Source organism: Dyadobacter sp. CY347 (assembly GCF_021502655.1).
Taxonomy (GTDB): Bacteria; Bacteroidota; Bacteroidia; order Cytophagales; family Spirosomataceae; genus Dyadobacter.
The window spans coordinates 190114-213907 of record NZ_JAKFFT010000008.1 but is presented as its reverse complement, the minus strand read 5'-3'; the positions used below and the strand labels follow the sequence as shown (position 1 = coordinate 213907).

Annotated in this window: 23 protein-coding genes and 1 riboswitch; of the genes, 13 read left to right on the top strand and 10 right to left on the bottom strand. The window is 44.9% G+C overall.

Annotated features, from left to right (window positions below; genetic code table 11):
- Window positions 1-34 precede the first annotated feature (34 nt).
- A riboswitch (TPP riboswitch) is annotated at window positions 35-131 on the bottom strand.
- Window positions 132-176: 45 nt separating this feature from the next.
- Together L0659_RS19250 and L0659_RS19245 are read right to left on the bottom strand one after the other, a co-directional pair.
- A complete protein-coding gene (locus tag L0659_RS19250; protein WP_235128228.1) occupies window positions 177-479 on the bottom strand; it encodes a type II toxin-antitoxin system RelE/ParE family toxin in 303 nt (100 codons plus the stop codon).
- Window positions 479-712 carry an addiction module protein gene (locus tag L0659_RS19245; protein WP_235128227.1) on the bottom strand — a complete coding sequence of 78 codons (234 nt, stop codon included), beginning with the start codon at window positions 710-712 and terminating at the stop codon, window positions 479-481. Before L0659_RS19245 ends, L0659_RS19250 begins: the two co-directional genes overlap by 1 nt.
- 132 nt (window positions 713-844) lie before the next feature.
- Here L0659_RS19245 and rocD point away from each other — a divergent pair, with 132 nt between their 5' ends.
- The 5 genes from rocD (at window position 845) to L0659_RS19220 (ending at window position 8544) form a co-directional block, all read left to right on the top strand.
- The gene (gene rocD, locus L0659_RS19240; protein ID WP_304488763.1) at window positions 845-2098 is read left to right on the top strand and encodes an ornithine--oxo-acid transaminase; all 1254 of its coding nucleotides are present in this window, start codon (window positions 845-847) and stop codon (window positions 2096-2098) included.
- Between the two features lie 6 nt (window positions 2099-2104).
- Window positions 2105-3499, top strand: coding sequence for a S41 family peptidase (locus tag L0659_RS19235; protein WP_235128226.1), 1395 nt, complete (start codon window positions 2105-2107; stop codon window positions 3497-3499).
- 64 nt (window positions 3500-3563) lie between these two features.
- Window positions 3564-3818, top strand: a complete 255-nt coding sequence (locus L0659_RS19230; RefSeq protein ID WP_235128225.1) for a GlsB/YeaQ/YmgE family stress response membrane protein — start codon at window positions 3564-3566, stop codon at window positions 3816-3818.
- A 109-nt stretch (window positions 3819-3927) separates the two neighbouring features.
- The gene (locus L0659_RS19225; RefSeq protein WP_235128224.1) at window positions 3928-5442 is read left to right on the top strand and encodes a GH3 auxin-responsive promoter family protein; all 1515 of its coding nucleotides are present in this window, start codon (window positions 3928-3930) and stop codon (window positions 5440-5442) included.
- 3 nt (window positions 5443-5445) lie between these two features.
- Window positions 5446-8544, top strand: coding sequence for an AAA family ATPase (locus L0659_RS19220; RefSeq protein ID WP_235128223.1), 3099 nt, complete (start codon window positions 5446-5448; stop codon window positions 8542-8544).
- Window positions 8545-8655: 111 nt separating this feature from the next.
- On the opposite strand, the gene L0659_RS19215 is transcribed toward L0659_RS19220, so the two are convergent.
- On the bottom strand, window positions 8656-9765 hold the full coding sequence (locus L0659_RS19215; RefSeq protein ID WP_235128222.1) for a hypothetical protein: 1110 nt from the start codon (window positions 9763-9765) through the stop codon (window positions 8656-8658).
- 94 nt (window positions 9766-9859) lie between these two features.
- The gene (locus L0659_RS19210) at window positions 9860-10405 is read right to left on the bottom strand and encodes a hypothetical protein (protein ID WP_235128221.1); all 546 of its coding nucleotides are present in this window, start codon (window positions 10403-10405) and stop codon (window positions 9860-9862) included.
- 150 nt (window positions 10406-10555) lie between these two features.
- Between L0659_RS19210 and L0659_RS19205 the strand changes: the two genes are divergently transcribed.
- Genes L0659_RS19205 through L0659_RS19185 form a run of 5 tightly spaced genes read left to right on the top strand, consistent with a single transcriptional unit; the run spans window position 10556 to window position 14939 of the window.
- Complete coding sequence (locus L0659_RS19205) at window positions 10556-11752, top strand: hypothetical protein (protein ID WP_235128220.1); 1197 nt, start codon at window positions 10556-10558, stop codon at window positions 11750-11752.
- A 22-nt stretch (window positions 11753-11774) separates the two neighbouring features.
- Window positions 11775-12161: an FdtA/QdtA family cupin domain-containing protein gene (locus tag L0659_RS19200; protein ID WP_235128219.1), complete on the top strand. Its 387-nt coding sequence runs from the start codon at window positions 11775-11777 to the stop codon at window positions 12159-12161.
- Window positions 12158-13255 carry a DegT/DnrJ/EryC1/StrS aminotransferase family protein gene (locus L0659_RS19195; protein ID WP_235128218.1) on the top strand — a complete coding sequence of 366 codons (1098 nt, stop codon included), beginning with the start codon at window positions 12158-12160 and terminating at the stop codon, window positions 13253-13255. The genes L0659_RS19200 and L0659_RS19195 overlap by 4 nt, the downstream gene beginning before the upstream one ends.
- The gene (locus L0659_RS19190) at window positions 13252-14172 is read left to right on the top strand and encodes a glycosyltransferase family 2 protein (RefSeq protein ID WP_235128217.1); all 921 of its coding nucleotides are present in this window, start codon (window positions 13252-13254) and stop codon (window positions 14170-14172) included. The genes L0659_RS19195 and L0659_RS19190 overlap by 4 nt, the downstream gene beginning before the upstream one ends.
- The gene (locus L0659_RS19185) at window positions 14169-14939 is read left to right on the top strand and encodes a bifunctional 2-polyprenyl-6-hydroxyphenol methylase/3-demethylubiquinol 3-O-methyltransferase UbiG (protein ID WP_235128216.1); all 771 of its coding nucleotides are present in this window, start codon (window positions 14169-14171) and stop codon (window positions 14937-14939) included. The genes L0659_RS19190 and L0659_RS19185 overlap by 4 nt, the downstream gene beginning before the upstream one ends.
- A gap of 14 nt (window positions 14940-14953) precedes the next feature.
- On the opposite strand, the gene L0659_RS19180 is transcribed toward L0659_RS19185, so the two are convergent.
- A complete protein-coding gene (locus tag L0659_RS19180) occupies window positions 14954-15832 on the bottom strand; it encodes a PIG-L family deacetylase (RefSeq protein ID WP_235128215.1) in 879 nt (292 codons plus the stop codon).
- Window positions 15833-15888: 56 nt separating this feature from the next.
- Between L0659_RS19180 and L0659_RS19175 the strand changes: the two genes are divergently transcribed.
- From L0659_RS19175 to L0659_RS19165, 3 genes are all read left to right on the top strand, one after another.
- Complete coding sequence (locus L0659_RS19175) at window positions 15889-16683, top strand: SDR family NAD(P)-dependent oxidoreductase (protein ID WP_235128214.1); 795 nt, start codon at window positions 15889-15891, stop codon at window positions 16681-16683.
- Between the two features lie 84 nt (window positions 16684-16767).
- On the top strand, window positions 16768-17346 hold the full coding sequence (locus tag L0659_RS19170; RefSeq protein ID WP_235128213.1) for a TetR/AcrR family transcriptional regulator: 579 nt from the start codon (window positions 16768-16770) through the stop codon (window positions 17344-17346).
- Window positions 17347-17397: 51 nt separating this feature from the next.
- On the top strand, window positions 17398-18399 hold the full coding sequence (locus L0659_RS19165) for a quinone oxidoreductase (RefSeq protein ID WP_235128212.1): 1002 nt from the start codon (window positions 17398-17400) through the stop codon (window positions 18397-18399).
- Here L0659_RS19165 and L0659_RS19160 read toward each other — a convergent pair.
- From L0659_RS19160 to L0659_RS19140, 5 genes are read right to left on the bottom strand one after another with little or no spacing between them, the layout of a single operon-like run.
- Window positions 18396-19787 carry a sodium:solute symporter family protein gene (locus tag L0659_RS19160; protein ID WP_235128211.1) on the bottom strand — a complete coding sequence of 464 codons (1392 nt, stop codon included), beginning with the start codon at window positions 19785-19787 and terminating at the stop codon, window positions 18396-18398. The two genes, L0659_RS19165 and L0659_RS19160, sit on opposite strands and share 4 nt — an antisense overlap.
- A 10-nt stretch (window positions 19788-19797) precedes the next feature.
- Window positions 19798-20769, bottom strand: a complete 972-nt coding sequence (locus L0659_RS19155; RefSeq protein WP_235128210.1) for a hypothetical protein — start codon at window positions 20767-20769, stop codon at window positions 19798-19800.
- Window positions 20770-20802: 33 nt separating this feature from the next.
- Complete coding sequence (locus tag L0659_RS19150) at window positions 20803-22212, bottom strand: MBOAT family protein (RefSeq protein ID WP_235128209.1); 1410 nt, start codon at window positions 22210-22212, stop codon at window positions 20803-20805.
- 7 nt (window positions 22213-22219) lie between these two features.
- Window positions 22220-23488 (bottom strand): cytochrome P450, encoded by a 1269-nt coding sequence (locus L0659_RS19145; protein ID WP_235128208.1) that lies wholly within the window; start codon window positions 23486-23488, stop codon window positions 22220-22222.
- Entirely contained in the window at window positions 23461-23709 is a 249-nt protein-coding gene (locus tag L0659_RS19140; protein ID WP_235128207.1) for an acyl carrier protein, read from the bottom strand. The genes L0659_RS19145 and L0659_RS19140 overlap by 28 nt, the downstream gene beginning before the upstream one ends.
- Window positions 23710-23794 lie beyond the last annotated feature (85 nt).

Genomic DNA, 23794 nt, shown 5'->3' with positions numbered 1-23794 from the left:
GATTTTTTGGTTACAACAGGCAGGGGCCACCTATCAAATGGTTGCTTTTCTCTCCCTACGCCGGCATTACCCGGATCAGGTCATATGGGTTTGATCTCAGCCCGTTCGGTAGGGCACCCCTTGAGATTATACTGCAAAGCTACGCCGGAACAGCGGATGATTCAAGCTTTGTTAATTTATTGTTGTCTTTCAAACCACTTTTCCGGGTTCAGACTTGTATGAAGCACAGCCGTTATCAAAATTGTCCTATCAACCTCATTTACCACAAAGTGAATCATGAATGGAAATACATCAACAATCGCCGTGTGAACGGAGTGATAACGAACCGGATAAAGCTGCGGATTCTCGGAAATTTGTTTAACCTTACTTCTGATAAATTTAATAAATCGCTTTCCTAAATCTGGCTGCTGCTCGTTATACCAAATTGCAGCTTCCTGAATGTCATGCTTAGCCAATGGTAGGATTGAAACTTTATACATTAAAGATCTTTTTCAATTTCATCTAGTGCTGTGTCAAAATCTTGTGCTTGCTCAGGATTTTTTTTGAAGCTTGCTAATCGATCCAAAACTACATCCTTGTGCCATTGTGGAATGTTGTCCGTTTCTTCCTGTTCAATTTCTGCATATTTGGATTTCAGTGCATTCCATTCTGTGATGGGAATGTAAACACCGGTTGTAATTCCCTGGCTGTCTGAAATATATTGGAGCTTCATAATCTTCGTATTTAAATTCAGAAACATTTGACTTGAAAGTCGATCCCGCCTTTTACAAAGATAAACATTCGTCTTCTTTTCCTTATTTTTACATAACATATAAAATCAACCTGACTTACACATAAATCAATAATGGCAAGCTATACAGACACGATTGAAATGAATGCTTCCCAGCAGGCTATGGAGCTGGAATATCGCTACGGAGCGCATAATTATAAGCCGATGCCGGTTGTTTTGGAACGCGGGCTGGGGGTGCATGTCTGGGATGTGGAGGGGAAACAGTATCTGGATTTTTTGTCTGCTTATAGTGCTGTTAGTCAGGGGCATTGTCATCCGAAGATTGTGGATGCTTTGGTTGCGCAGGCGCAGAAGTTAACATTGACTTCGCGGGCATTTTATAATGATAAGCTGGGGGAATGTGAGCAGTTTCTTTGCGAGTATTTTGGTTTTGATAAAGTGCTGATGATGAATTCCGGCGTGGAAGGCGGGGAAACTGCTTTGAAACTGACACGGAAGTGGGCATATAAAGTGAAGGGGATTGAGCCGAATAAAGCGAAAACGGTTTATGCTTCGGGTAACTTTTGGGGACGAACATTAGCAGCGATTTCCGCTTCGACTGATCCTTCGAGCACGAATGACTACGGACCGTTTTTACCCGGGTTTGAAATAATCCCTTTTGACGATCTGGAAGCATTGGAAAATGCATTTAAATCCGATCCGAACATTGCGGGCTTTATGGTCGAGCCGATCCAGGGAGAGGCTGGCGTCGTAGTTCCTAAGGAAGGTTATCTCAAAGGTGTTCGGGAGCTTTGTACGAAATACAATGTGCTGTTCATCGCCGACGAAGTCCAAACGGGCATCGGGCGCACAGGGAAGCGTCTTGCTTGCGACTGGGATAATGTCAAACCGGATATTCTTGTGCTTGGAAAAGCGCTTTCTGGTGGCGTAATGCCTGTTTCGGCTGCGTTGGCGGATGATGAAGTGATGCTGACGATTGCGCCCGGGGAGCACGGTTCTACGTATGGTGGAAATCCTTTGGCTTGCGCGGTTACGGTTGCTGCATTACAAGTAGTTATAGATGAAAATCTGGCCGAAAATGCTGAGAAAATGGGTCAGCTTTTTAGAAGCAGAATAGTTGATTTACAAAAACAATGTTCTCTGATTGAAGTCGTTAGAGGAAAGGGTTTGTTGAATGCAATCGTGATCAATGATACGGAAGACAGCCACACTGCCATGGACCTTTGTTATAAAATGATGGAAAAAGGGCTGCTCTGCAAGCCTACGCATGGTAATAAAATACGTTTTGCGCCTCCGCTTGTGATCAATGAAAAACAGATGAAACAGGCATGTGACATTATCGAGCAGGTTTTTTTAGCAAATGCGTAGCCATTTATGAAATTCAAACTATTACTGGCCATTCTTTCCATCAGCGCAGCAGTGCTTTCATGCAAAGAAAAAAATGTAGATCCCGCGACCGAAACGGAGACAAATCAGTGGATTTACGAAAACATGAAATACTGGTATTATTGGAACGATAACATGACCACCAAGCCAGATTATTCCAAAGATCCTGCCTCATTCTTCGAATCACTTTTATATCGCTATGATGCGGCGGCGCGGCCGGATGGCGATCGTTTTTCGTGGATCCAGGAAAGCGCTGAGGAACTGGAAGCGTCACTGGGCGGCCAGTCAAAGGCTTCCGGAATGGAATACAAGCTTACTTATTTCCCAACAGGCAGCCAGAATGTGATCGGCGTTGTGCTTTATGTGTTGCCGGATTCGCCGGCGGATAAGGCTGGTTTTAACAGAGGCGATATTTTCAGCAGCGTAAATGGTCAGAAATTGACGGGCGATAATTACAGCAAGCTCCTCAATTCCCAGGAAAAACTCACTTATACACTGGCGACAATCAATGCGGAAAATGCATTAGTGGAAGGAACAACCAAACGTGACGTCACGCCGGTGGTTTTGCAGGAAGATCCTGTTTTCTTTGATACAACTTACAACATTGGAGCAAACAAAATTGGCTATGTGGTTTACCATCAATTCATTCCGGAACCGTTTCAGGCTAATAACAAGCAATATGACAAAAAGCTTGATGATATTTTCAGCAAGTTTAAAAATGCAAATGTGAATGCGTTGATCGTCGATTTACGCTATAATCCGGGCGGTTACGTGAGTTCAGCGACGAACCTGGCGAGCTTAATTGCTAAGGCGGCTGCCAATGATATTTTTTACTACAAAGAATACAACACGGAAGTGACGGAAACGAACATGAAGAAATATGGCGAAACTTATTTTTATGACAAGTTCGCCAGTAAGAGCCAGAACATTGGTTCGCAGCTGAACGATGTTGTTTTCCTTGTTTCTTCGCGTTCGGCGTCGGCTAGTGAATTGCTCATTAATGGTTTGAAACCTTATATGAATGTGACGCTGGTAGGAGGAAAAACGGTGGGTAAAAATGTAGGCTCCGTAACATTAACGGATTCCAAAAAGAAAGTGAAATGGGGATTGCAGCCTATTGTTTCAAAATCTTTGAACAAGGACAAAAAATCGGATTACAATGTGGGTTTCACGCCGGATATCGCGGCCAGCGAGGGCAACATTCTTTATCCTTATGGTAACCCAAAAGATCCGTTGCTGAGCGAAGCACTTTTCAAAATCACAGGAACGCGCATTACGCGGCAGCTGAAAAATGCCCGCACATTGCAAGAGGAAGATAGTCAGGAAATTACATCTACGATCCAGCGGAAAGCGGGCGGCAGCAACATGTTCTATGACAAATAGGCTTCTCAGGGCATAGTTTTTTTAAATGTTGAGGTCAATCAAACATTAATCTAAACTAAGCATTATGGGAATCATCACATGGATCATCGTCGGCCTGATTGCAGGCGCAATCGCCAAAGCCCTTCATCCTGGAAAAGATCCGGGCGGCTTTATTGTAACAATTCTGATCGGTATCGCGGGTGCCGTCGTTGGTGGCTGGATTTCTTCAATGCTTGGTTACGGAACAGTTGATGGTTTTAACTTCGGCAGTCTTTTCATAGCCATTTTAGGAGCGGTGATCCTGCTCTTTATTTATAGAAAGTTTAGTACGAGGTCTTAACGGATCAAACTTAAAATGTCTGGTGAGGGAACGCGTGTAAACTGTTCTCTCACCATTTTTTATTGCTATTTTTACAAATTGCAATGCTAAGTTCCTAACTGATTTACTCATGAAGCTGGTTAATGATATGACTGTCTGGTTTTTGAAGCGGCGCTTCGAAAGGATCGAGCAGTTTATGAAATACCCCATTGAGACCCAGCAGCGCGTTTTTTCAGAATTAATTGAGACTGCGCGATATACGGAGTGGGGAAGCAGATACAATTACGGCCAGATCCGGACGATTAAAGAGTTCCAGGACCAAGTGCCCGTTTCCGCCTACGAAGAAATTTACCCTTACATCGAACGCGTGCTGCGCGGCGAGCCAAATGTCATGTGGCCGTCCCAGATCGATTGGTTTTCCAAATCATCGGGAACGACCAATGCGCGGAGCAAATTTCTGCCCGTATCACCCGAAGCACTGGAAGAATGCCATTACGAAGGTGGTAAGGATATGATGACGCTGCTCATCAACAACAGGCCCGATACGCGTGTTTTTGACGGCAAAGGTTTGTCGATAGGCGGCACATTGCACGCAAATCCGTTTGACGATTACACGCAGATAGGCGACGTTTCAGCGGTTATTATGCAGAATTTGCCTTCCTGGGCAGAGTTTATGCGCACGCCGCCTTTGGACGTGGCATTAATGGACCATTGGGAAAGCAAGCTTGAAAAAATGGCTTCAATATGTTCTCAGGAGGATGTGACGAGCATTTTGGGTGTGCCAACCTGGACCATTGTTTTGTTGGATCAAATCCTGGAACTGACAGGCAAGAAGCATATGCTCGAAGTCTGGCCCAATTTTGAAGTTTTCGTACATGGCGCGGTTTCGTTTGAGCCATACAGGGATTTATTTATGACCAAATATTTTCCGTCAGACCAGGTGTTGTATCTGGAAACTTACAGCGCTTCCGAAGGCTTTTTCGCCATTCAGGACGATGTAAACAGGATAGGGGAAATGCTGTTGATGCTGGATTATGGCATTTTTTATGAATTTGTGCCTGTTGAGGAAGTGGGTAAGCCGCATCCGAAAGCATTGCTTTTGGATGAAGTGGAAATCGGAAAAAATTATGCGCTGGTCATTTCTACCAATGCCGGATTATGGCGTTATCTGATCGGGGACACGGTTAAGTTTACTTCTACATATCCGTTCAGGCTTAAAGTAAGCGGCCGGACGAAACATTTTATCAATGCATTTGGCGAGGAAGTGATTGTGGAGAATGCGGATTATGCAGTGAAAATAGCAACCCAAAAAACCGATTCCCTGGTTGCGAATTATACAGCCGGGCCCGTTTACATGGGCGACGGTTCGCGCGGGCGGCACGAGTGGATCATTGAATTTACGAAAGAACCCGACGACCGCGAACATTTCATAGCATTGCTGGATGAAGCATTGCGGGAAGTCAACTCAGATTACGACGCCAAACGTTACAAGGACATGGCGCTTTTGATGCCCATAGTCCATTTTGTTCCCTCGGGCACATTTTACGCCTGGATGGGAAAACTTCACAAGCTGGGCGGACAAAACAAGGTTCCAAGGCTGAGCAACAGCCGGGAATATCTGGATGATCTGCTGGCAAGTTTATAGCATATGATCCCTATTTATCTCAAAATCAAAGGCCTGTATTCTTACCAGACCGAGCAGGAAATCCATTTTAATGCATTAACGGATGCGTCCCTGTTTGGTATTTTTGGTGCGGTAGGAAGTGGGAAATCTTCTATTCTTGAAGCCATTACATTCGCATTGTACGGTGACACAGAGCGGCTCAACAGCAAGGGTGACGACCGCACGTACAACATGATGAACCTGCGTTCGGATGAGTTACTCGTTGATTTTGAATGCATTGCAGGGAAAAATGGAGACCGTTACCGTTTCACTGTCCGGGGAAAGCGCAACAGCAAAAATTTTAAGGATGTAAAAACCTTTGACCGCCGCGGATATATCTGGCAGGACGAAAATTGGGTTCCGCTTGCTGAATTCGAAAATGCTGAAAGCATTATTGGGCTGAGTTACGACAATTTCCGACGGACGATTATCATTCCGCAAGGGCGTTTCCAGGAATTCATTGAGCTGCGTGATGCCGAACGAACGCGGATGATGAAAGAGCTTTTCCAGCTCGAAAAGTACGATCTGAGCCGGAATGTAGGGTCATTAACCAAGAAAAATGACCTCGCCATGTCCAATGTGGCCGGCCAGCTGACCGGCTTGGGGGAAGTAACCGCCGAAATGGTGGAGGCGGAAGAAAAGCGGCGCGAGGAAGTAAAGCTGGAAATCAAGAGAGTAAGTGAAGAATTGCGCGTTCAGACTGAGCTGGAAGCGTCGTTTCAGAAACTTAAATTAACGGCGGAGAAAGTCAGTGTGCTGCAAAATCAATTGCAAACATTGGAAACCCAGCGCCCGCAAATGCAGGAACGGGAAGCGACGTTAAAGATTTTCGAAACGTGTTCGCTGCATTTTAAATCAATCCTGGATCAAAAAAATACATTGATTGCCGGCATTGCGCGCGATCAGAAGATTTTTGAAAACAATAAAACGAGACTGGATGAGCTGACTAAGCTGTCTGAAAAGCAGCTCGAGTTGCTGGCCCGGCTAAGACCGCAATACGAAAAGCGGGAAGCGTTGCTGGATACGGCAGATGAATTGGAAAAGATCATTCAAATCATTGATAATCGGGTTTCTGCGGCAAAAAGGAAGGAAGCATTAACACGGGGAAATGAGCAGCTTAAAGAAAAAGAAGCATCCATCTTGCGCTTAACCAAGCAAAAGCAAGACATAGAAGCAGAAAATGAACTTAGAAAAAACGCTCTTGCTGACATTCAGGAGATAAGCCAGATCAAGGCCTGGTTTACGACTTATGATGCATTGGTTGAGAAACGGCAGTCTGTAAAAATGGAAGCGGAAACATTGCAAGCAGACATTGCTGCGCAGCAACAAATGCTCGCCGCCAAAATTAATGATGTGAATGGCGCTTTCACACTTAACCTTGGCGAGAATGCTTCATTAGAGATTTTTCAACACGCTATTCAATCTTTTTTAACCAAATCAGAAGCCGAATCAAAAGAGAAAAACAGTGAATTGCTGTCGCTGCATACGAAGCTGGCATTGCATCAATATGCGGGCGCGATTGTGGATGGGGAACCTTGTCCATTGTGTGGGTCAGCGCATCATCCTGCGGTTTTGCATGCGGACAATGTTGTTAATGAGCACATTAAAGTTGTGGAAAGTGCCCTTTCAATATTAGCCGGAAAAGAAAAAGCCATCCGTGCTTCACAAGCGCCGGTTGAAAGAATTTTTAATCAAATCGATAACCTAGAAAAGCTGAAAGCGACCATTAAGCAGCGCTGGGCAGATGCAAAAGTGCAGATTGACGCGCATGAGAAGCTTTTTGTTTGGAATAAATTTGATAAAAATGACCGCACTGGTTTCGAAAAACATTTTGCGGAAATCACTAAAAATCAGGCGGAAATAAAAGAAGCAGAAGCCGCTATTAAAGGGCTTTCGGCAAAAATTGAAACCGAAAATCTGGAAAAAACAGAGAAGATCGAAAGGCCTCTGCAGAGCTTGAAAGATGAGATTTTGCGTTTCGAAAATACGGTTCTGACATTAGCAGGTCAACTTCAGAAAGTCAATTTGCGCGAATTTGAAGACCAGCCTAAAACAGCGATTTTAGAAAAAATCACCGCATTCAAAAATAGTTACAAAGAAATAACAAGCCTTTTCGAGCAATCAGAAAAGGATCTGGACGGTGTTCAGAAGGAAAAAGATATGCTTTCCGGTTCGCAGGGAACATTAAAGGCCACTTTGGATTCCAGCCAGAGCGACCTTACCAGCTTGCAAATCAACGTCGAAATGCAACTGAGAGCATTTGATTTTGAATCGGAAGATCAGGTGAAGGCAATCCTACAAAAACCCATTCAGATTGATGCGGAACGAAAGGCCATTGAAACATTCAAATACTCTTTGGATACGGCGTCGAGAGATCTGGAAAACCTTTTGAAAGAAAACGCGGAGCATCAATACGATCCTGACCAGCATCAAACGATCATCAAGGCCAAAGAAACTTTAACAGAAAGCTTAAATGCATTTCGGAAAGAGGAGGGCGGATTGGACAGGTTATTAAAGAAAATGGCCGAAGATCTGGCAAAAAAAGCTGCATTACTAACGGAAAAAGCGCGTTTACAATTGCGGAAAGAGCATTTGGACGATCTCACCAAGTTGTTCCGTTCCAGTGGTTTTGTGGATTATGCGTCGAGCATTTATCTGCAAAATCTGATTCAGGCTGCTAATCATCGTTTCCACCAGATGACACACCAGCAACTGCATTTGGAACTGGGTGAAGGCAACAGTTTTTGGGTCAGGGATTTATTGAATGGCGGGCATTTGCGCTTGCTGAAAACCTTGTCGGGCGGACAGAAATTCCAGGCTGCATTGTCGTTAGCATTGGCTTTGGCGGACCACATTCACGTCAGAAGTGGCTCAAAGCACAATTTCTTCTTCCTGGATGAAGGGTTTGGCTCGCTGGATAAAAATGCGTTGCAGACGGTGTTTGAAACATTAAAATCGTTGCGAAAAGAAAACCGCATCGTCGGAATTATCAGCCACGTCGAGGATTTGCAGCAGGAAATCCAGACGTATCTGAGTATTGAAGAAACCGAGGAAGGCAGCCGGATCATTCCAAGTTGGAAGTGATCCGATGTCTGTCACGCTGAGCGGAGCCGAAGCGCAGGTAGGACGTTATCCTTCGTCCGTAGCGACATTTCGACCGGGGCGGCCCCGTCCGCCCAACGTGACAAGCTCGAATTAAAACCAGCGACTTACACTAAATGAAATCAAATAATCCGCAAACGCTGCGTCACCGTGTGCTTTGCCAGTAACATCCTGCTTGTCAGCATAGCTTTTCGTACGATTGCGATATAACGCGACGGGAACGGAAAGGGATGCTGAGAATTTGTTCTTGATATACGCCACACCAGGCTCGCCCGAAATGACGTAACCCGGACGGCGATAACCTTTGCTGCTGCCGATCAGATCACTTGAAGGAACTCCTTCTGCACGACCGCCCAGCAATACAGAAAATCCGCCACCCAGCGCCTGGCTTACACCAAGTCGGGCCGCAAACTGGTCAACAGCAGCGAAATAGCCAACGATCGGATCAATTGTCGCCGATTGTGGGTTGCGGTTTACACCATTGTGTTCTTTGGGGTTAGACAAATAGAAACCGTTGAAATAAAGTGCCGTTTTCGGCGTGAAAGAAACATATCCTTGCGTTTCCAGGAAGAAACCCACTGCGCCATCGCCCAATTGAATGGACTGGTCCACTGGCTTTACGATCGTATAATCGTTGCCTTCTTTGTCCAGTTTATGAAATTCCCCTTCAACCGCCTTGTCGCCGGTAGGAAGCTTAACCCCGCCGCCAATTGCAACATTAAATTTTGGCATCTTCATCGGATCTCTCAACCAGTAACTGGTCGAAACTCTCAAATCGCCGATTCCTTTTGAGCTCGTATGAAAGCGTTTTTGCTCAGGATTGGAAGCAACCGGGTTGCCATAATGCTCGTATAGGGACGAGCGGTCATTGTGCTGAACAGGCAACGTAACCGTGACTGACCAGCGCATATTTGGCTGATAAGTAAGCCCCAGATCCAGTGCATGCGCCACATTGATCACTTCTGTTCCTTGTTCAACGCGTTCTTTTTCTTCATGATCCCCACGGAAATGTTTATATGACCTGAAAAAGCGATAACCTGCATTGACCTGGAATTTACCGTTTTGCTGTTTGAAAAAGTCAGCAGAAGTTGCGCCCGCGTGGCTCATGCCGCGAATAGCCACACAGCCCTGAGCGAAAGCATTGTTTGTAAGTTGTGTAATGCAAAGGCACGCCACAAGCAGGAGCGTAAATGTATTTTTCATTGATCTTAGATTTTTCAGATTGTAAAATGGAACATAGCAGCAGCATTTCCAGGGCAGGAAGCTGAGCCAGAGTGATTAATAAAGTCTGTAAAAGCTAAGAAAATTCGGGCGGAGGCGATTCGAAGGAAGGAGCAGATGATCCTGGTGAGGCAGAATAATCCCTGAAAGAGACTGAATTGGTAAGCATTACGCATTCGAAAGCCAGTCGGGAACGGGTTTCAATGGGCAAATAACTTTTGACCAGGTCGTTAAGGAGCTTCAGTGCGCGCTTGGAAGGTGATTTTTTATCTTTATCGCTATCCGAAAAATCATTCATACTGCCCGCTAGCTCAAAGAACCGTTCACGCGCAGAGGCATTGGACTGGAGGGTGACGAACAGCGTGTCATTCTCGATTTTTTGATGAACAACATTGTAAAATTCGCCATCTTTCTTGATCAGTCCGGCTGTTCCATCTTCATTTTCCCAGGAGGTTGTGTAAGGAAGTGAAGGCGCGGGAATGGCTAAAATTTCTTGTTTTGAGGGATTTTCAGACTTTTTAGCTATTTCAAATTCTTTATCAAAACATAACACAGCGACAGCTAGTCCAAACGTGTTGTACAAGAGTAAGCCTAGAAGTGTTATGGATAAAAGTCTTTTCAAAAAGTCTAATTTTTTCCAAAAATAGTATAGTATTTCTGATTTATCGGTATGCGCTGACATTAAAAATATCATTGCAGGTGTAAACGTAGCCTGTTATTGAATGTAACATTAAAATGTATATTTGGGTACAATTTGCCCTACACAAGTTTTATGCTTTTAGAGAATTTCTACGAGTCTCTTACTTCCTGGTTCGAAGCGAAATTATCAGACAAAAACTGGTTATTGAAACTGACTCTTTTTGCAGTCTTCATTTCCCTCTTTCTTGCATTTCCACCGTATTCATTGTTGGTATCGCATTTGAAAACCAATGGAGTAAAACTTGACGCATGGGTTTTTATTCAAAACCAGGCACAGGATCTTCTTCACCCGAAGGACATGGATTTCGATGTCAGGCGCGAAAATATGATCCTGAGGTGGACGCTGCCGTTCCTGTCATTCATAACCAACCATAATGTGGTGCTGATCCTGATCGCTCAGGCCATGTGCGGCGTATTTTTTCTTCATAATATCGGCAGATACGTTTTCAGGATGTCCGGCGACAAAGCCATCACCGGCTTCTTTGTTTTAGCCATTGCTCACATCTTCGTCAGCGTATGGACATTTGCCGATATTCATGGCTACGGCGATGGTTTTGCGTACTTTTTCCTACTGACAGCATTGCTCAGCCGTAATGTCTTCGTCATATTTATATCATTACAAATCGCCTTCTTCACAGATGAGCGAGCGGTTGTAGCAGGCGGTTATCTGTTGCTTTGGTGGATTGTCGTGAAGGCTTACGAAAGGAACGATTTCAGCCTTTTAGGGATGGTTAAGGCGGGCTTGTTTGGGGAGAGCGCGGTTGTTTGGGCCGCCTGGGTTTGTTATTTTGGGGTCCGGAACTATGTTTTGGCAACGTATTTCCCAAATCACAGTTATTCGACCATCGGCACGCCTGTCTTGTTTGCTAATGCACACCGCAACGGGCTGGGAAGCAGCATTTGGTCGGCTTTTGAAGGGACATGGTTATTGATGGGCAGTGCATTATTGGCGTTGTTCCTCACCAGGCGTTACTGGCTGATTGCGGCATTGTCTATCGGCTTTGCAATTCTCGTTGCAACGGGCATTTATGTGCATGACATCGACAGGGCGCTTTCTTACGGGTTTCCTTTTATTTTAGCTGCAGTTTTTATTTTGCATAAAACGGCATCCCTAACGTCATTCAGGCTAATCCTTTTTTTTACAATGCTCATCTGCGTAGGACATCCGCAGGTTTTTTATATGGGTTATAATAAGATTTTGTGGCTCGAACCACTTCCGATGAAGGCATTCATGCTGCTGGATAAAGTAATGTCCTGGAACCTATTTTAACACTCTTACACATATACTCTTTATGCCGTTATTAGTTGACTTGAACACTTTCAACACCGGTGCAGGCAATCTGACAGTCTTTGAAAAGATTATCCCAGGCACAATCAAGCGTGTTTTCTACATTTATGGGGCGGGCGAAGCCCAGCGCGGCGGACACAGGCATCACAAGGCATGGAATGCGTTGATCTGCATTCACGGAACCTGTCGGGTGTATTCCAATGACGGCGAAAAAGAGGAATATTTTATCCTGGATAATCCCGTTTCCTGCCTTATCCTGGAACCCAAAGACTGGCACATTATGGACTCATTTTCAGAGGACGCCATTTTGCTGGTGCTTTCGAATGAGTACTACGACATTGCGGATTACATTGACGAACCTTATTTGCTGAAACAGACCGTATCGCAATGATCCCTTTCCTGGATTTGAACGAGGTTAATGCGCCTTATCTGCATGCCATTGAGGAAGCCTCGCTGCGGGTGATCCGTTCGGGATGGTATATTTTGGGAAATGAGCTGAAAGCATTTGAGGAATCTTTTGCAACTTATTGTCATGTGGCGCATTGCGTGGGCGTTGCCAATGGTCTCGATGCCATCACATTGATTCTCATGGCTTACGGATTTCCTGAGGAAAGCGAGATCATTGTCCCTGCAAACACCTATATCGCGTCGGTTTTGCCGGTTGCTTATTTGGGGTTTAAGCCCATATTTGTAGAGCCGGATCCAGCAACAATGCTTTTAGACCCGGATAAAATTGCTGAAAAAATCACTTCAAAAACCAGGGCGATCATTACTGTGGATCTTTACGGGCGCAGTTGTGAAATGGAACCGGTTATGGCGCTGGCCAGAACGTATGGTTTGAAAGTCATTACCGATGCCGCGCAGGCGCATGGGGCGATTTATAAAAATAAAAAAGCAGGCAGCATTGCGGATGCAACAGCATTCAGTTTTTATCCAACCAAAAATCTGGGCGCGCTTGGTGACGCAGGCGCCGTTACAACCGCAGATGAAGCGCTGGCCGAAAAGATCAGATTTCTGCGCAACTACGGATCGAAGGTTCGGTATAAAAATGATTATCAGGGTGTTAATAGTAGGATGGATGAGATTCAGGCAGCTATTTTGAATGTTAAACTTCCCTTTCTCGATCCCGAAAATGACCGGAGAAGAAGAATCGCAGCGCGATATCTGAGCGAAATCAATGTAAAAGATCTGGTTTTCCCGCCCGCCGACCGGATTGAGGATGATGCCTGGCATTTATTTGTAGTCCGGCATCCGGATCGCTCCAAACTAATCGCGCATTTAGATGCTCACGGCATCCAGACCAATGTGCATTATCCATTGCCTATCCACAAGCAACAGGCTTTTTTGGAATATCGTGATTTAAAGTTGCCTGTCACGGAAAAAATTCACGACGAAGCAATTAGCTTGCCGTTAAACGCGGTGCTGACGGACGAGGAGGTCACTTATATCATTCAAACCGTTAATCATTTCGATTGTCAGCAATGAAATTATCCGTTGTCATTCCGGTATATAACAGCGAAAAAACGATCAGGCCGCTGGTGGAAACCTTGCAGACTGCATTATCGGAAGTCAGTTTTGAAATTGTGATGGTGAATGACGGGAGCAGGGATGGTTCAGAAAGAGTCTGTAAACAACTGGCTGAGCAATATGCCAATGTTCGCTTTATCTCCCTGCGCCGGAATTATGGCGAGTTCAATGCCGTCATGTGCGGCCTGAACTGGGCATACGGCGATTATTGCGTGATGATCGACGATGATTTTCAAAATCCGCCGGAAGAGATTTTAAAACTGGTAAGAGTCGCGGAAAATGGTGATAATGATGTGGTTTACACTTATTATTCCAAAAAAGAACATTCAGTAGGACGCAATCTGGGAAGCAAGATCGTCAACTGGCTTACGAGTTATTTGCTAAACAAACCCAAAGACCTTTATCTGTCTAGTTTCAAGTTGATCCGGCAGGAGGTTGTGCAGGAAATTACAAAATATAAAGGGCCATATCCATACATTGACGGACTCATTTTCAGGATCACGCGGAACATTGGGACTGTTCAGGTCACCCACTTGAAGCGGGAAGAGGGAATTTCAAATTATACGTGGCAGAAGCTTATTTCTCTCTTTCTGAATATCTTATTTTGTTATTCTTCGCTTCCTATCCGCATTTTTCTTCCTATTGGCCTGGGTTTGTCCCTATTTGGATTTTTGCTGCTTTTCTATCTGACCATACAATGGGTTATGGGCCCCGATCCAAAAGGCTGGCAGGTCGTAACCGCAACATTGATCTCCATAGGCGGCATCCAATGCACGTTACTAAGTGTTTTGGGTGAATATATCGGCAAAAGCTTTATGGCGCAAAGCGGTCAGCCACAATATGTTATCAAGTATAATAGTGCGGAAGTAGTATGATTGACAACAGATTGGAATATCAGCGCATGTACGAGGTGGAGCGGTCGCTCTGGTGGTATCAGGTGTTGCATGGAAAAGTTTTGGACAGGATCAAAAAGCATTTCGGCGCAGAGAACTATAACCTTAAAATATTGGATGCAGCCTGCGGAACGGGCGGTTTATTGTCATTTTTGCGGGACGCGGGATATGCCGATCTTACTGGATTTGACTACTCGCAGCATGCTATCGATTTTTCCCAGGAACGCAATCTGAATGTTGGTTTCGGAGATTTAAAAAAAGTCGAAGCTTTTCAGCCAAGCGAAAAGTTTGACATTATTTCCTGCAACGACGCGCTATATTTTCTTTCTGACGAAGAAATTATTCAGGCATTAACCGCTTTCAAAAACAAGCTGAATAAGAATGGTCTGATTATCATCAACATTCATGCATTTGAAGCTTTTTCGGGCACGCACGATTTGGCCGTCGGAAGTTTCAGGAGGTTTAAGTTGGACCAATTTATGCATTACGCAAAAGCCGCAGGATTAAACATTCAGCACAACACATACTGGCCTTTCGCATTATCACTGCCCATTTTGGCCGTCCGTCAATGGCAAAATTACCAGATCCGCAGGCATAAGATTGACACCGAACACCTGGATTCAGACGTGAAGTTTCCTGGTGAAATTGTGAATTCAATTTTGAAAGGCATCACAAAAACCGAGCAATTCCTGATTCCAAAAGCACCATTCGGCAGTTCATTATTTATGGTGTTGACTTCCAAAGATTAGGATACAAAGGCAACCTATTTTTTGGAAAAACCCACATTATTGATTTTTTCGAACAAATCCTTTACCTCACCAATCCGCCCGGAGCCGTTGATCTCAAAATAAAGGAACGTTTCCAGATCCCCGCGATGCATGGCCTGGTTCATATCGCCGCTCTGCGATTTGTGTGCTGCTTTAACCCAGTCTGCCACGATCATATAGCTGTGTTTTTTATCTTCCCCAAAACCATAAGTCCGGTCAAATTCAAAAATCGGGGCCGTTAAGCTGATTGCTGTTTCCGGATAACCATCGAGCCTTGTGAATGTTGAGATCGAGCCTTTATTTTGCGTTTGTCCACCCAAGACAATTGGTTTTTTATTCCCTTTGAAGCGCTGAACTGCCCTTATGGCGCTGATTGAGGCGGTTTTATGATGCGCATGCTGGCCTTCGTTCGGAACCAGACAGAAAACATAGTCGTAATTTCCTTTTGCCAGAATTTCATCCAGCCGGCTTTCCACATATTTAATGTTCCAGTTTTTTCCTTCCAGATACGGCTTTTCGTTGCGGTTATAATAATCGTCAAGTTGGTCCAGAAAGAAGAAATTACCAATGCCCAGCACTTCACCCGCAGCCAGGATCTCCTTTTTCCGGATCAAAGGCAAATGTTTCCTGCCCACAACAGAATCCACTAGGTTCATTCCATAATAGGACGACGCCACAAGCCCGTTATAACCACCCGAAGCATCCGTAAGCAAAGCAAGATCAGCCGATCCTTTCAGCTCGTGGGTAATTTTGAAAATGGTCACCGGAAAAGTTGTTTCATCGTCTGGATGTGCCGTAACGATCAATACGCGAGGACTTTGTGCCTGGGCGGCAATGGTAATGATGAAGAAAAAGAAAAGATAAATGTTTTTCATGCGGACGATTTCTTTAAGTGAAGTGTTATGAGGATAATTTACAAAATTTAGAATATATGGATTTACAACTTAAAGGGAAAACGGCATTTATCAGCGGTTCTACCCAGGGAATAGGGTTTGCGATTGCCCAAAATTTATTGAAAGAAGGTGCTAATGTGGTGATCAACGGCAGAACGCAGTCGAAAGTCGCGGAGGCTGTGCAAAGGCTTCAAAATGATCATCCGTCCGGCACTGTTTCCGGTTTGGCAGCCGATTTTTCAAAAGTGGAAGAAGTGAATGCGTTGCTGGAAAGCCTTCCTGAAATTGATATACTGATCAATAATGCAGGCATATTTGAGCCTCAGGCTTTTACAGACATTACGGATGCAGACTGGTTTAAGTTTTTTGAGGTGAATGTGCTGAGCGGCGTGCGGTTATCACGCCATTATTTCCCAAAAATGATTGCAAAGGATTGGGGCCGTATCATCTTCATTTCAAGCGAGTCCGCAGTGAACATCCCGGAGGAAATGATCCATTATGGGATGACAAAAACCGCTCAATTGGCTGTAAGCAGAGGATTAGCAGAATTGACAAAAGGGACGAATGTTACCGTTAATTCAGTTTTGCCTGGGCCAACAAAGTCGGAAGGGGTGGCGGAATTTGTAAAACAAATGGGCGCGGCAAATAACATTTCTACTGAACAGGCCGAGACCAATTTCTTTAAAGATGCGCGGCCCACTTCGTTGCTGCAACGTTTTACGTCCGTTGAAGAAATTGCGAATCTGGTGACTTATGTGGCAAGTCCGCTGTCTTCCGGCACAAATGGTTCGGCATTGAAAGTCGATGGCGGCGTTGCCAAGTTTATCATTTAGAATTTGCCTGACTTTAAACTGCATGCGTTGCGTTAAAAATACATTATTTTGGAACAATCGTTCTGTAATAGTTGTCTGTTAATTATGGCACGAAACAAAGCATTTGAACCCGGAGAAAGACTGGAAAAGGCAAGGGATATTTTTTGGCAAAAAGGATATCAGGCAACATCCATGCAGGACCTTGTAGACACAATGGGCCTGAACCGGGGCAGCATTTATGACACATATGGAGACAAGCATAGTTTGTTTTTAATGTGTTTAAAAAGCTATTCGGACGGAATGCTGAATGATTATTTGCAGGCAACCGACGCTGCAAAGTCACCAGTAAAGGCGATTGAAAAAATCATTAAAAGAGCTGCCGCCCGGACCATTGAAGAAGGAAGGACTTGTATGGGCGTGAAATCAGCTTTTGAGCTTGCCTCAGATGATGAAGAAGTGCATGCAATATTAAAAGAAAATACGGGCAGCGTTGTGAACGTGCTCAAAGACCTGATCAGAAAAGCTCAAAAGGCGGATGAGATCAATGCAAAAAGAGATCCTGCTATGTTGGCCAATTTTATCGTTTCCAACTTTACGGGATTTTGGCAACTGTTTCTCGTATATGGAGATCCGGAAATGTTGAAACAGCAGGCCGAATTTCTGATCAGGTCAATAAAAAAGTAGAGAGTTGCTGATTATAGAACGAGCGTTCTGTAATTATTTGAATAAATAGCCATGTTAGATATCATTAAAGAGACAACTTATAAATCGAGCTCTATAAGCATTAGCCAGCAGGGAAATCCTTCCGTGCTTACATACAACAAGGAAATTTTGGGCCAACCAGGGCCGGGCGAAGTGCTGCTCCGGCAGGCAGCCATTGGATTAAACTTTGTTGACACATATTTCAGAAGTGGTATGTTTCCGGTGAAATCGTTTCCATATGTGCCTGGAATTGAAGCTGCCGGCATTATTGAAGCCATCGGGCCGTGGGTTACTGATTTTAAAGTAGGTGATCGTGTGGCTTATCATTTTATCCCGGGGGCTTATGCGGAAATGCGCATTGTGGGAACGCACCAGCTCGTGCATGTTCCCGATGGTGTGAGCCTGGAAGAAGCAGCTGCTATCATGGTTAAAGCTTTCACTGCCAGAATGTTGGTTAAGGAATCATATAAGGTCAAACAGGGCGATGTGGTGCTTGTGCATGCGGGCGCAGGCGGCGTTGGTTCGCTTGTTTCGGGTTGGGCCAAAGCGATGGGCGCAACCGTGATTGCGACGGTCGGTTCGGAAGGAAAGAAGCAGATCGCACTTGAAAGTGGCGCTGATTATGTATTTCTGGCTGGTTGCGAGGGTTTTGCTAAATCGGTTTTGGCGATTACAGAGGGAAATGGTGTGGATGCTGTATATGATGGCGTTGGTAAGGACACATTTTCCGAATCGGTCGGGATTGTAAAAAAAGGCGGGAAAATCGTGTTGTACGGGTCATCGTCCGGCCAGCCTGAGCACATTGACCATGCAGCATTGCGGGCGAAGTCCATTGTGATGCTTACACCGGTGCTGAATGCACACATTTCGGATTATGACAGTTTGCATTTGTTTGCCAGCGACACATTTGCCGCCTTACAATCGGGCATATTTGGCAAAATAAATATTACAAAATATCCGCTTTCGAAAGCAGCTCAGGCACACAGCGACATGGAGTCGCGCAAAACCACGGGTTCGGTGATCATGGTCCCTTAGGCAGTGTCAAGCGACTTTGGCGCTGCGAATTTCGCCCAAACAATGCCCAAGATCATTCCAAAAATGCTTGCCAGAAGGCCATAGATCAGCGGCGGATATTCCGTTTCAATGTAAGCGGAAACAAGCCAGGCAACCAGGCCCACGATCATGGAAATAATGCATCCCAGCTGATTTGTAGCCTTCCAGTAAAGTCCGGCTGCGAGCGGAACAAACAGCGAAACAAGGCTGAATGCGGAAGATTCTGCAACCAGATCGAAAATGCTGTCGCTTCGGGCAGCCATAAAAATGCATATTCCGGTGATCACCACAATGCCCCCGCGAATGATGCGAAGCAACTGCTGGTCGGTTAATGCTGGGTTGAAAAATTTAAAAATATTCTCTCCCAAAACCGCTGCCGGCGCCATAATGGCGCTGCTCGTCGTGCTCAGGATCGCGGAAACCAGCGCCCCGAAAAACAGGATCTGCAACGGAAGGCTCATATGCTTTAAAATCATGTTCGGGATGATCAGTTGCCCGTCATTATCCGATTCCGGGTAAAGATGATGGCCGCATAAACCGATAAATAGCGGAAGCAACGCGACTGTGAGATACATGAGTGAAGATAATAATGTTGCTTTTACCGAAACACTGGCCGATTTGGCAGACATAACCCTTTGAAAAACATCCTGTTGCGGAATTGACCCAAGCCCGATTGTGATCCAGGCAGCGAAATATTCAATGGATGCTTTAAATGTAAAATCAGGATAAAACTTGAAAAATCCTGGCGGTGCGGCTTCAATTAGCGGCGTGAAACCACCCACTTTGTCGTAAAGAACAGCCGCAACAATGGCAAGGCCCACGATGATCATAATGGTTTGCACAAAATCTGTAATGGAGATAGACCACATTCCTCCCCAGATCGTATAAAGGATCACGATTACGGAACTGCCTAAAATACAAGTCATTAACGACCAGCCGAGCACGACTTTCAATACAATGCCCATGGCCAGCAACTGAGCAGCAATCCAGCTGAAATAGGAGGGGATGATCAAAATCGCAGAAAGCAGCTCGGCATTGTGACCATATCGGATCCTGAAAAAGTCACAGAACGTGATAATGTTCATTTTGTAAAATCGCCGCGCAAAAAATAATCCCACCAGCAAGAGGCACAGCGAAGCGCCAAATGGGTCCTCAATGACGCCTAATATGCCATGTTCGACGAACTCAGTTGGTGCGCCCATAATCGTTTCCGAGCCAAACCACGTAGCGAAAGTGGCGGAAGCGGCCAATATGAGCGGGAGGCGTCGGCCTGCCAAAACGAAGTCCTGAGTTGTCGAGATTCTGCGGGAAGCCCAGAGGCCAATGCCCAGATTAGCCAGCAGATAGGCAAGAATGGAAAAAGCAAGCATTGAAAATCAGTTAGAGATTGCCTGGTTTTGTGGTGAACTGCTCGTACAGATAGCGTGTATAAATGGCTGATCCTTTCGCATTAAGATGGTGTGAATCAAACAAATTCCCGGGCTTGAAGATAGCGTCCAAACTCGAATCTTTTGGTAAGGAAATGAAATTTGCCCGGGGCATGAAAGGAGTAACTTGTGACAGCAACGCAAATTCGCCTTTCGTTATGTTATTGGGCATGTAAAAAATGACCCGTTTGCCATTGGTTTCGGCCAATGTTATTACTTCCCTTATTTTACTGAAAAAATACGTATTCGGAGCAGGTTGATTGGCTAGTAGAGTCAGCTTTTTTGTATAAAACCGGTTATTAATGACCATTGTATTTAAATCCGAAAGCATTAAATCTACAAGCTGAAAGCCGTTTTTTTGCAAATTTGGCGGGCCTTCAATCGGGTCATTTACTGGGTTAACCCACTTTTTAATGGTTGCAATTTGCGGGGCAATGGAGAATGTCTGGAAAATGGTTGTGTTGAAGTCGCTTAGGAAATCGCTCCATTTTCCGTGATCATTGGGATGCACGGTGGCTTCTTTCACTCGCGTCCGGAAATAGACATCTTTGAAAATCTGATCCGGTGTCATATGCATTGTGCTGTAATCCAGGGCGCTTAATTCAATGAAAATATGCTTCGTTTCTGGGTCACTTTCAATGATATGGCGTGCAATGTTAAGCGAATTGGCAATGGAAAGCGTGAATATTCCCATGTTATAAGTGCGCGTTTTTCCTGCATTCAGCGAATCGAAAATGGTGGGATTGATTCCGTAAAGCGTGCGGCTGGTTCCGATAAAGACTGCGTCCGGAGCAAACGCCTGGCGATGCTTTTCCCGGATGGCTATGTCCCGGCGCGGATCCACCGGAAGCTGACCAACAATTAAGACGAGCGTGATTTTAAAGGCAAGAAAAAGAGCGGTCCAAAGCAGTATTTTTTTAACCATTGTGTGTTCGGATGTACATAAATGGCTGGTTTTTTAAAATTGAATATAATAGAAATTGGCAACGGTGATCTGTCCGAAAATGAGGACTAGCTGGACTAAAACCAGGAAGGAAAGATTTCGCTGCACGGCATTTCTTTTCAGCAAAAAAGAAGCAATGTCCTCGTTTTCACCCATTTGATAATTTATAAAATCCAAAATCAAAAACAGCACAAGCGTTAAACCGAAGCCGGAAGTGAAAATGGAAAGTGCGCCCGATTGAAACCCAAACATTGCACTGTACAGCCGCAAACCACTTTCCAACTCCGCCGCGCGGAACCAGCCCATTATGAGCGTTCCGGTGAGCAAACGAACAATAATGCGTAGAACGGTGTGCGCATTTGATCCAATCCTAAGGCCGAAACCGCTGTAAAACCGCTCCCAAAACCGTTTTGTCCTGATCTCAAAATTAATGTATGCCCATTGTAAAAAACCCCAGATCACAAATGACCAGCTCGGTCCGTGCCAGAGCCCGGTAACGACAAATGTCAGCAGACGGTTAAATTCAAGCCTGGTTTTGTTGGTGACGCCTTTACTAATGTTGAAAAACACATAATCGCGGAACCAGGACGTAACTGTAATGTTCCAAGAATTCCAGGATTCGGTTCGGGAAGGCGTGAAATAATAGCGGTTTGCGAAGTTTTTGCTTAGTCGGATGCCGAGTAACCGGGCTGATCCGGTTGCAATGTCGCAGTAACCTGAGAAGTCGCAATAAAGCTGGATTGAAAAAAGCAGGACGGCTAATGTTACCGAAACCGCCGTGTATTTTTCTGGTTGATCGAATACCGGATTGACATGATCTGCGAACCTGGCGGCCAGAACCATTTTTTTGAATAAACCCCAGACAATGAAAAAAATGCCAGCTTTAATGTTCTCAGGATCGTAATTGACGGGGTTTTTCAGTTGCGGGATCAACTGCCTGGCACGTTCCAGCGGGCCGGCGAGCATAGTCGGGAAGAATCCCAGATATAAGGCGAGATAACCGAAATGCGGTTCCGGTTTAATGTATTTTCGCTGTACATCCGTAAGATAGCCGATAATCAGAAATGTGTAATAAGATATCCCAATGGGTGCTAGCCAGTTCAAAACCACCGGGGAAAAGGAATTATTAATGGGGATCAGATATTTGAAAAACAACAGAGGCAAGAGGCAAATGACGATCAGAAAAGTCAGCAGCGTTTTGCGCTTCTTTTTTGAGTGCGCCGGGTTTCCCAAATATTTGCCACCAAAAAAACAGATAGCTGTCAGTCCAAACCAAACCAGCACATAATAGCCGCTCCAACTCATATTGAAAAGGACGCTCAGGATCAGCAAAAAGATCCACTTTCTTGGGTGGGAAGTGTTGTAGTAAGCCGCAACAATGAGAAAAAGGAGCAGGAGATACGTAAAATCAGTGAATTTGACCATTATGCTCTTATTTTAAAAGCACAGGCAAACGCTTATGACCTCTGAAAAACACTTTCGAATCCCATTCGCCCGGCTTATCGGGATGCAGGCGAATGTTCGGAAAGGCGGCCATGAAACGGGGTAGGAATTTCTGCATTTCGAACCGGGAGAGCCGGGCGCCCATGCAATGATGTATTCCAAATCCAAATCCAATGTGCGGATTGGGTTTACGTGTGGGTATAAACGTTTCCGGATTTTGAAAAATGTCAGGATCACGGTTGGCGGAAGCGATGCCTAGCAGCACGGTTTTGCCTTTTTTGAGCTGCAAACCTGCAAATTCCATATCTTCTTTAACCTGCCTCGGAATCCAGTTTACGGGGCTAACGTATCGGATCAGCTCTTCAACCGCTATTGCACAACCGTCGTGTGCATTCCAGTTAATGGCTTTGTTCCTATGCTCAATCAATGTTGCTATGCTTCTCGTAAGCAGCAATGTGGTGGTTTCCGTAGCAGCATTGACCAGAAATTCCCAGGTTCCTATCAGGTCATTCACCCTGTGACTGCCCATAACTTCCTGCATTTCAAGTAACAGGCTGTTTGTCAGTGCTTTTTCCTGCCTGGAAAGCGTTTCGCCAAGGTAACTGCGAAACTGTCTTGACATATGGGCACACTCGAGTAAGTCCTTTACATTCAGGGTTTTTTCAAAAATCAATGTGATGACGTAAGAGAATTTTTGGATAAAATCGTAATCCTCACTTTTCAGGCCAATGATCTTGCTGATGATCAGGAAGCTGAATTTTCTTGTGATTTCAACCAGATCAGCCTCTTCGCGATCTTGATATTCGCTAATCACTTCCTGAATTGCATCCATCGTAATGGCTTCATAATTAGCCTCATAGAACTTCCTGTTAACCATTTTCCGATGTTCCGCATGCGCTTCTCCGTTCATGAACAAGAGCCAGTGCCGAAGACTTTCACCAAATTCAAGGAGCGCCGGATCATTGTTTGCAATGGCAGACACAACCTTGAAGCGCTCTTTGAAATCGAAATTTTGAAAGTTTTCGGAGTCTGCGAAGATCTTCTTAACGTTCTTGTAGTCCATCACAACGAGGTCCCCAAACACATTCAAATGCACAGGATTGGTTTTTCGGACATCATCAATCAGGTCAGTATAATTTTGACTGATTTTGTTTTGGGATGACCAGATAGCCGCTACGGACATAAGCCAGGTGTTAAGTGAAGGTTGAGTAGGAGTAATAGGATGATAAATCAGGCTTCCTGATTTTCCAGGATCCATTCGGTTGTGGCGGCAATGGTGCCCATTTCCCAGAATATAGAAGGGCTAAGTTCCATTCCAAGCCATTCTTCGAGCTCCGAAGTGATATTGACCATTAAAAGCGAATCGAGACGGAAGTTGACTATGTCGGTGTCCAGGGTAACTTTTTCAGGTTCCAGCTCTGCATGATGTGCTATGCGTTCAATGATCCAGCCGGAAATTTCGGTATAAGTCTTATCCATTTGAGGTTTAAGGGAGCGTTAGTAAGGTTTTATTGCGGTGAAAATAGGGATTTTATCTGCTTTTTTGCCGAAAACAGAGGCTTAA

Excerpts from the sequence above, each read along its gene's own strand:
- L0659_RS19140 (WP_235128207.1), bottom strand. The coding sequence starts at position 23,709 with ATGGATAAGACTTATACCGAAATTTCCGGCTGGATCATTGAACGCATA.
- L0659_RS19195 (WP_235128218.1), top strand. The coding sequence starts at position 12,158 with ATGATCCCTTTCCTGGATTTGAACGAGGTTAATGCGCCTTATCTGCAT.
- L0659_RS19150 (WP_235128209.1), bottom strand. The coding sequence starts at position 22,212 with ATGGTCAAATTCACTGATTTTACGTATCTCCTGCTCCTTTTTCTCATT.
- L0659_RS19200 (WP_235128219.1), top strand. The coding sequence starts at position 11,775 with ATGCCGTTATTAGTTGACTTGAACACTTTCAACACCGGTGCAGGCAAT.
- L0659_RS19165 (WP_235128212.1), top strand. The coding sequence starts at position 17,398 with ATGTTAGATATCATTAAAGAGACAACTTATAAATCGAGCTCTATAAGC.
- L0659_RS19155 (WP_235128210.1), bottom strand. The coding sequence starts at position 20,769 with ATGGTTAAAAAAATACTGCTTTGGACCGCTCTTTTTCTTGCCTTTAAA.
- L0659_RS19185 (WP_235128216.1), top strand. The coding sequence starts at position 14,169 with ATGATTGACAACAGATTGGAATATCAGCGCATGTACGAGGTGGAGCGG.
- L0659_RS19205 (WP_235128220.1), top strand. The coding sequence starts at position 10,556 with ATGCTTTTAGAGAATTTCTACGAGTCTCTTACTTCCTGGTTCGAAGCG.
- L0659_RS19180 (WP_235128215.1), bottom strand. The coding sequence starts at position 15,832 with ATGAAAAACATTTATCTTTTCTTTTTCTTCATCATTACCATTGCCGCC.
- L0659_RS19170 (WP_235128213.1), top strand. The coding sequence starts at position 16,768 with ATGGCACGAAACAAAGCATTTGAACCCGGAGAAAGACTGGAAAAGGCA.
- L0659_RS19245 (WP_235128227.1), bottom strand. The coding sequence starts at position 712 with ATGAAGCTCCAATATATTTCAGACAGCCAGGGAATTACAACCGGTGTT.
- L0659_RS19230 (WP_235128225.1), top strand. The coding sequence starts at position 3,564 with ATGGGAATCATCACATGGATCATCGTCGGCCTGATTGCAGGCGCAATC.
- L0659_RS19235 (WP_235128226.1), top strand. The coding sequence starts at position 2,105 with ATGAAATTCAAACTATTACTGGCCATTCTTTCCATCAGCGCAGCAGTG.
- L0659_RS19215 (WP_235128222.1), bottom strand. The coding sequence starts at position 9,765 with ATGAAAAATACATTTACGCTCCTGCTTGTGGCGTGCCTTTGCATTACA.
- L0659_RS19190 (WP_235128217.1), top strand. The coding sequence starts at position 13,252 with ATGAAATTATCCGTTGTCATTCCGGTATATAACAGCGAAAAAACGATC.
- L0659_RS19250 (WP_235128228.1), bottom strand. The coding sequence starts at position 479 with ATGTATAAAGTTTCAATCCTACCATTGGCTAAGCATGACATTCAGGAA.
- rocD (WP_304488763.1), top strand. The coding sequence starts at position 845 with ATGGCAAGCTATACAGACACGATTGAAATGAATGCTTCCCAGCAGGCT.
- L0659_RS19220 (WP_235128223.1), top strand. The coding sequence starts at position 5,446 with ATGATCCCTATTTATCTCAAAATCAAAGGCCTGTATTCTTACCAGACC.
- L0659_RS19145 (WP_235128208.1), bottom strand. The coding sequence starts at position 23,488 with ATGGATCCTGGAAAATCAGGAAGCCTGATTTATCATCCTATTACTCCT.
- L0659_RS19160 (WP_235128211.1), bottom strand. The coding sequence starts at position 19,787 with ATGCTTGCTTTTTCCATTCTTGCCTATCTGCTGGCTAATCTGGGCATT.
- L0659_RS19175 (WP_235128214.1), top strand. The coding sequence starts at position 15,889 with ATGGATTTACAACTTAAAGGGAAAACGGCATTTATCAGCGGTTCTACC.
- L0659_RS19225 (WP_235128224.1), top strand. The coding sequence starts at position 3,928 with ATGAAGCTGGTTAATGATATGACTGTCTGGTTTTTGAAGCGGCGCTTC.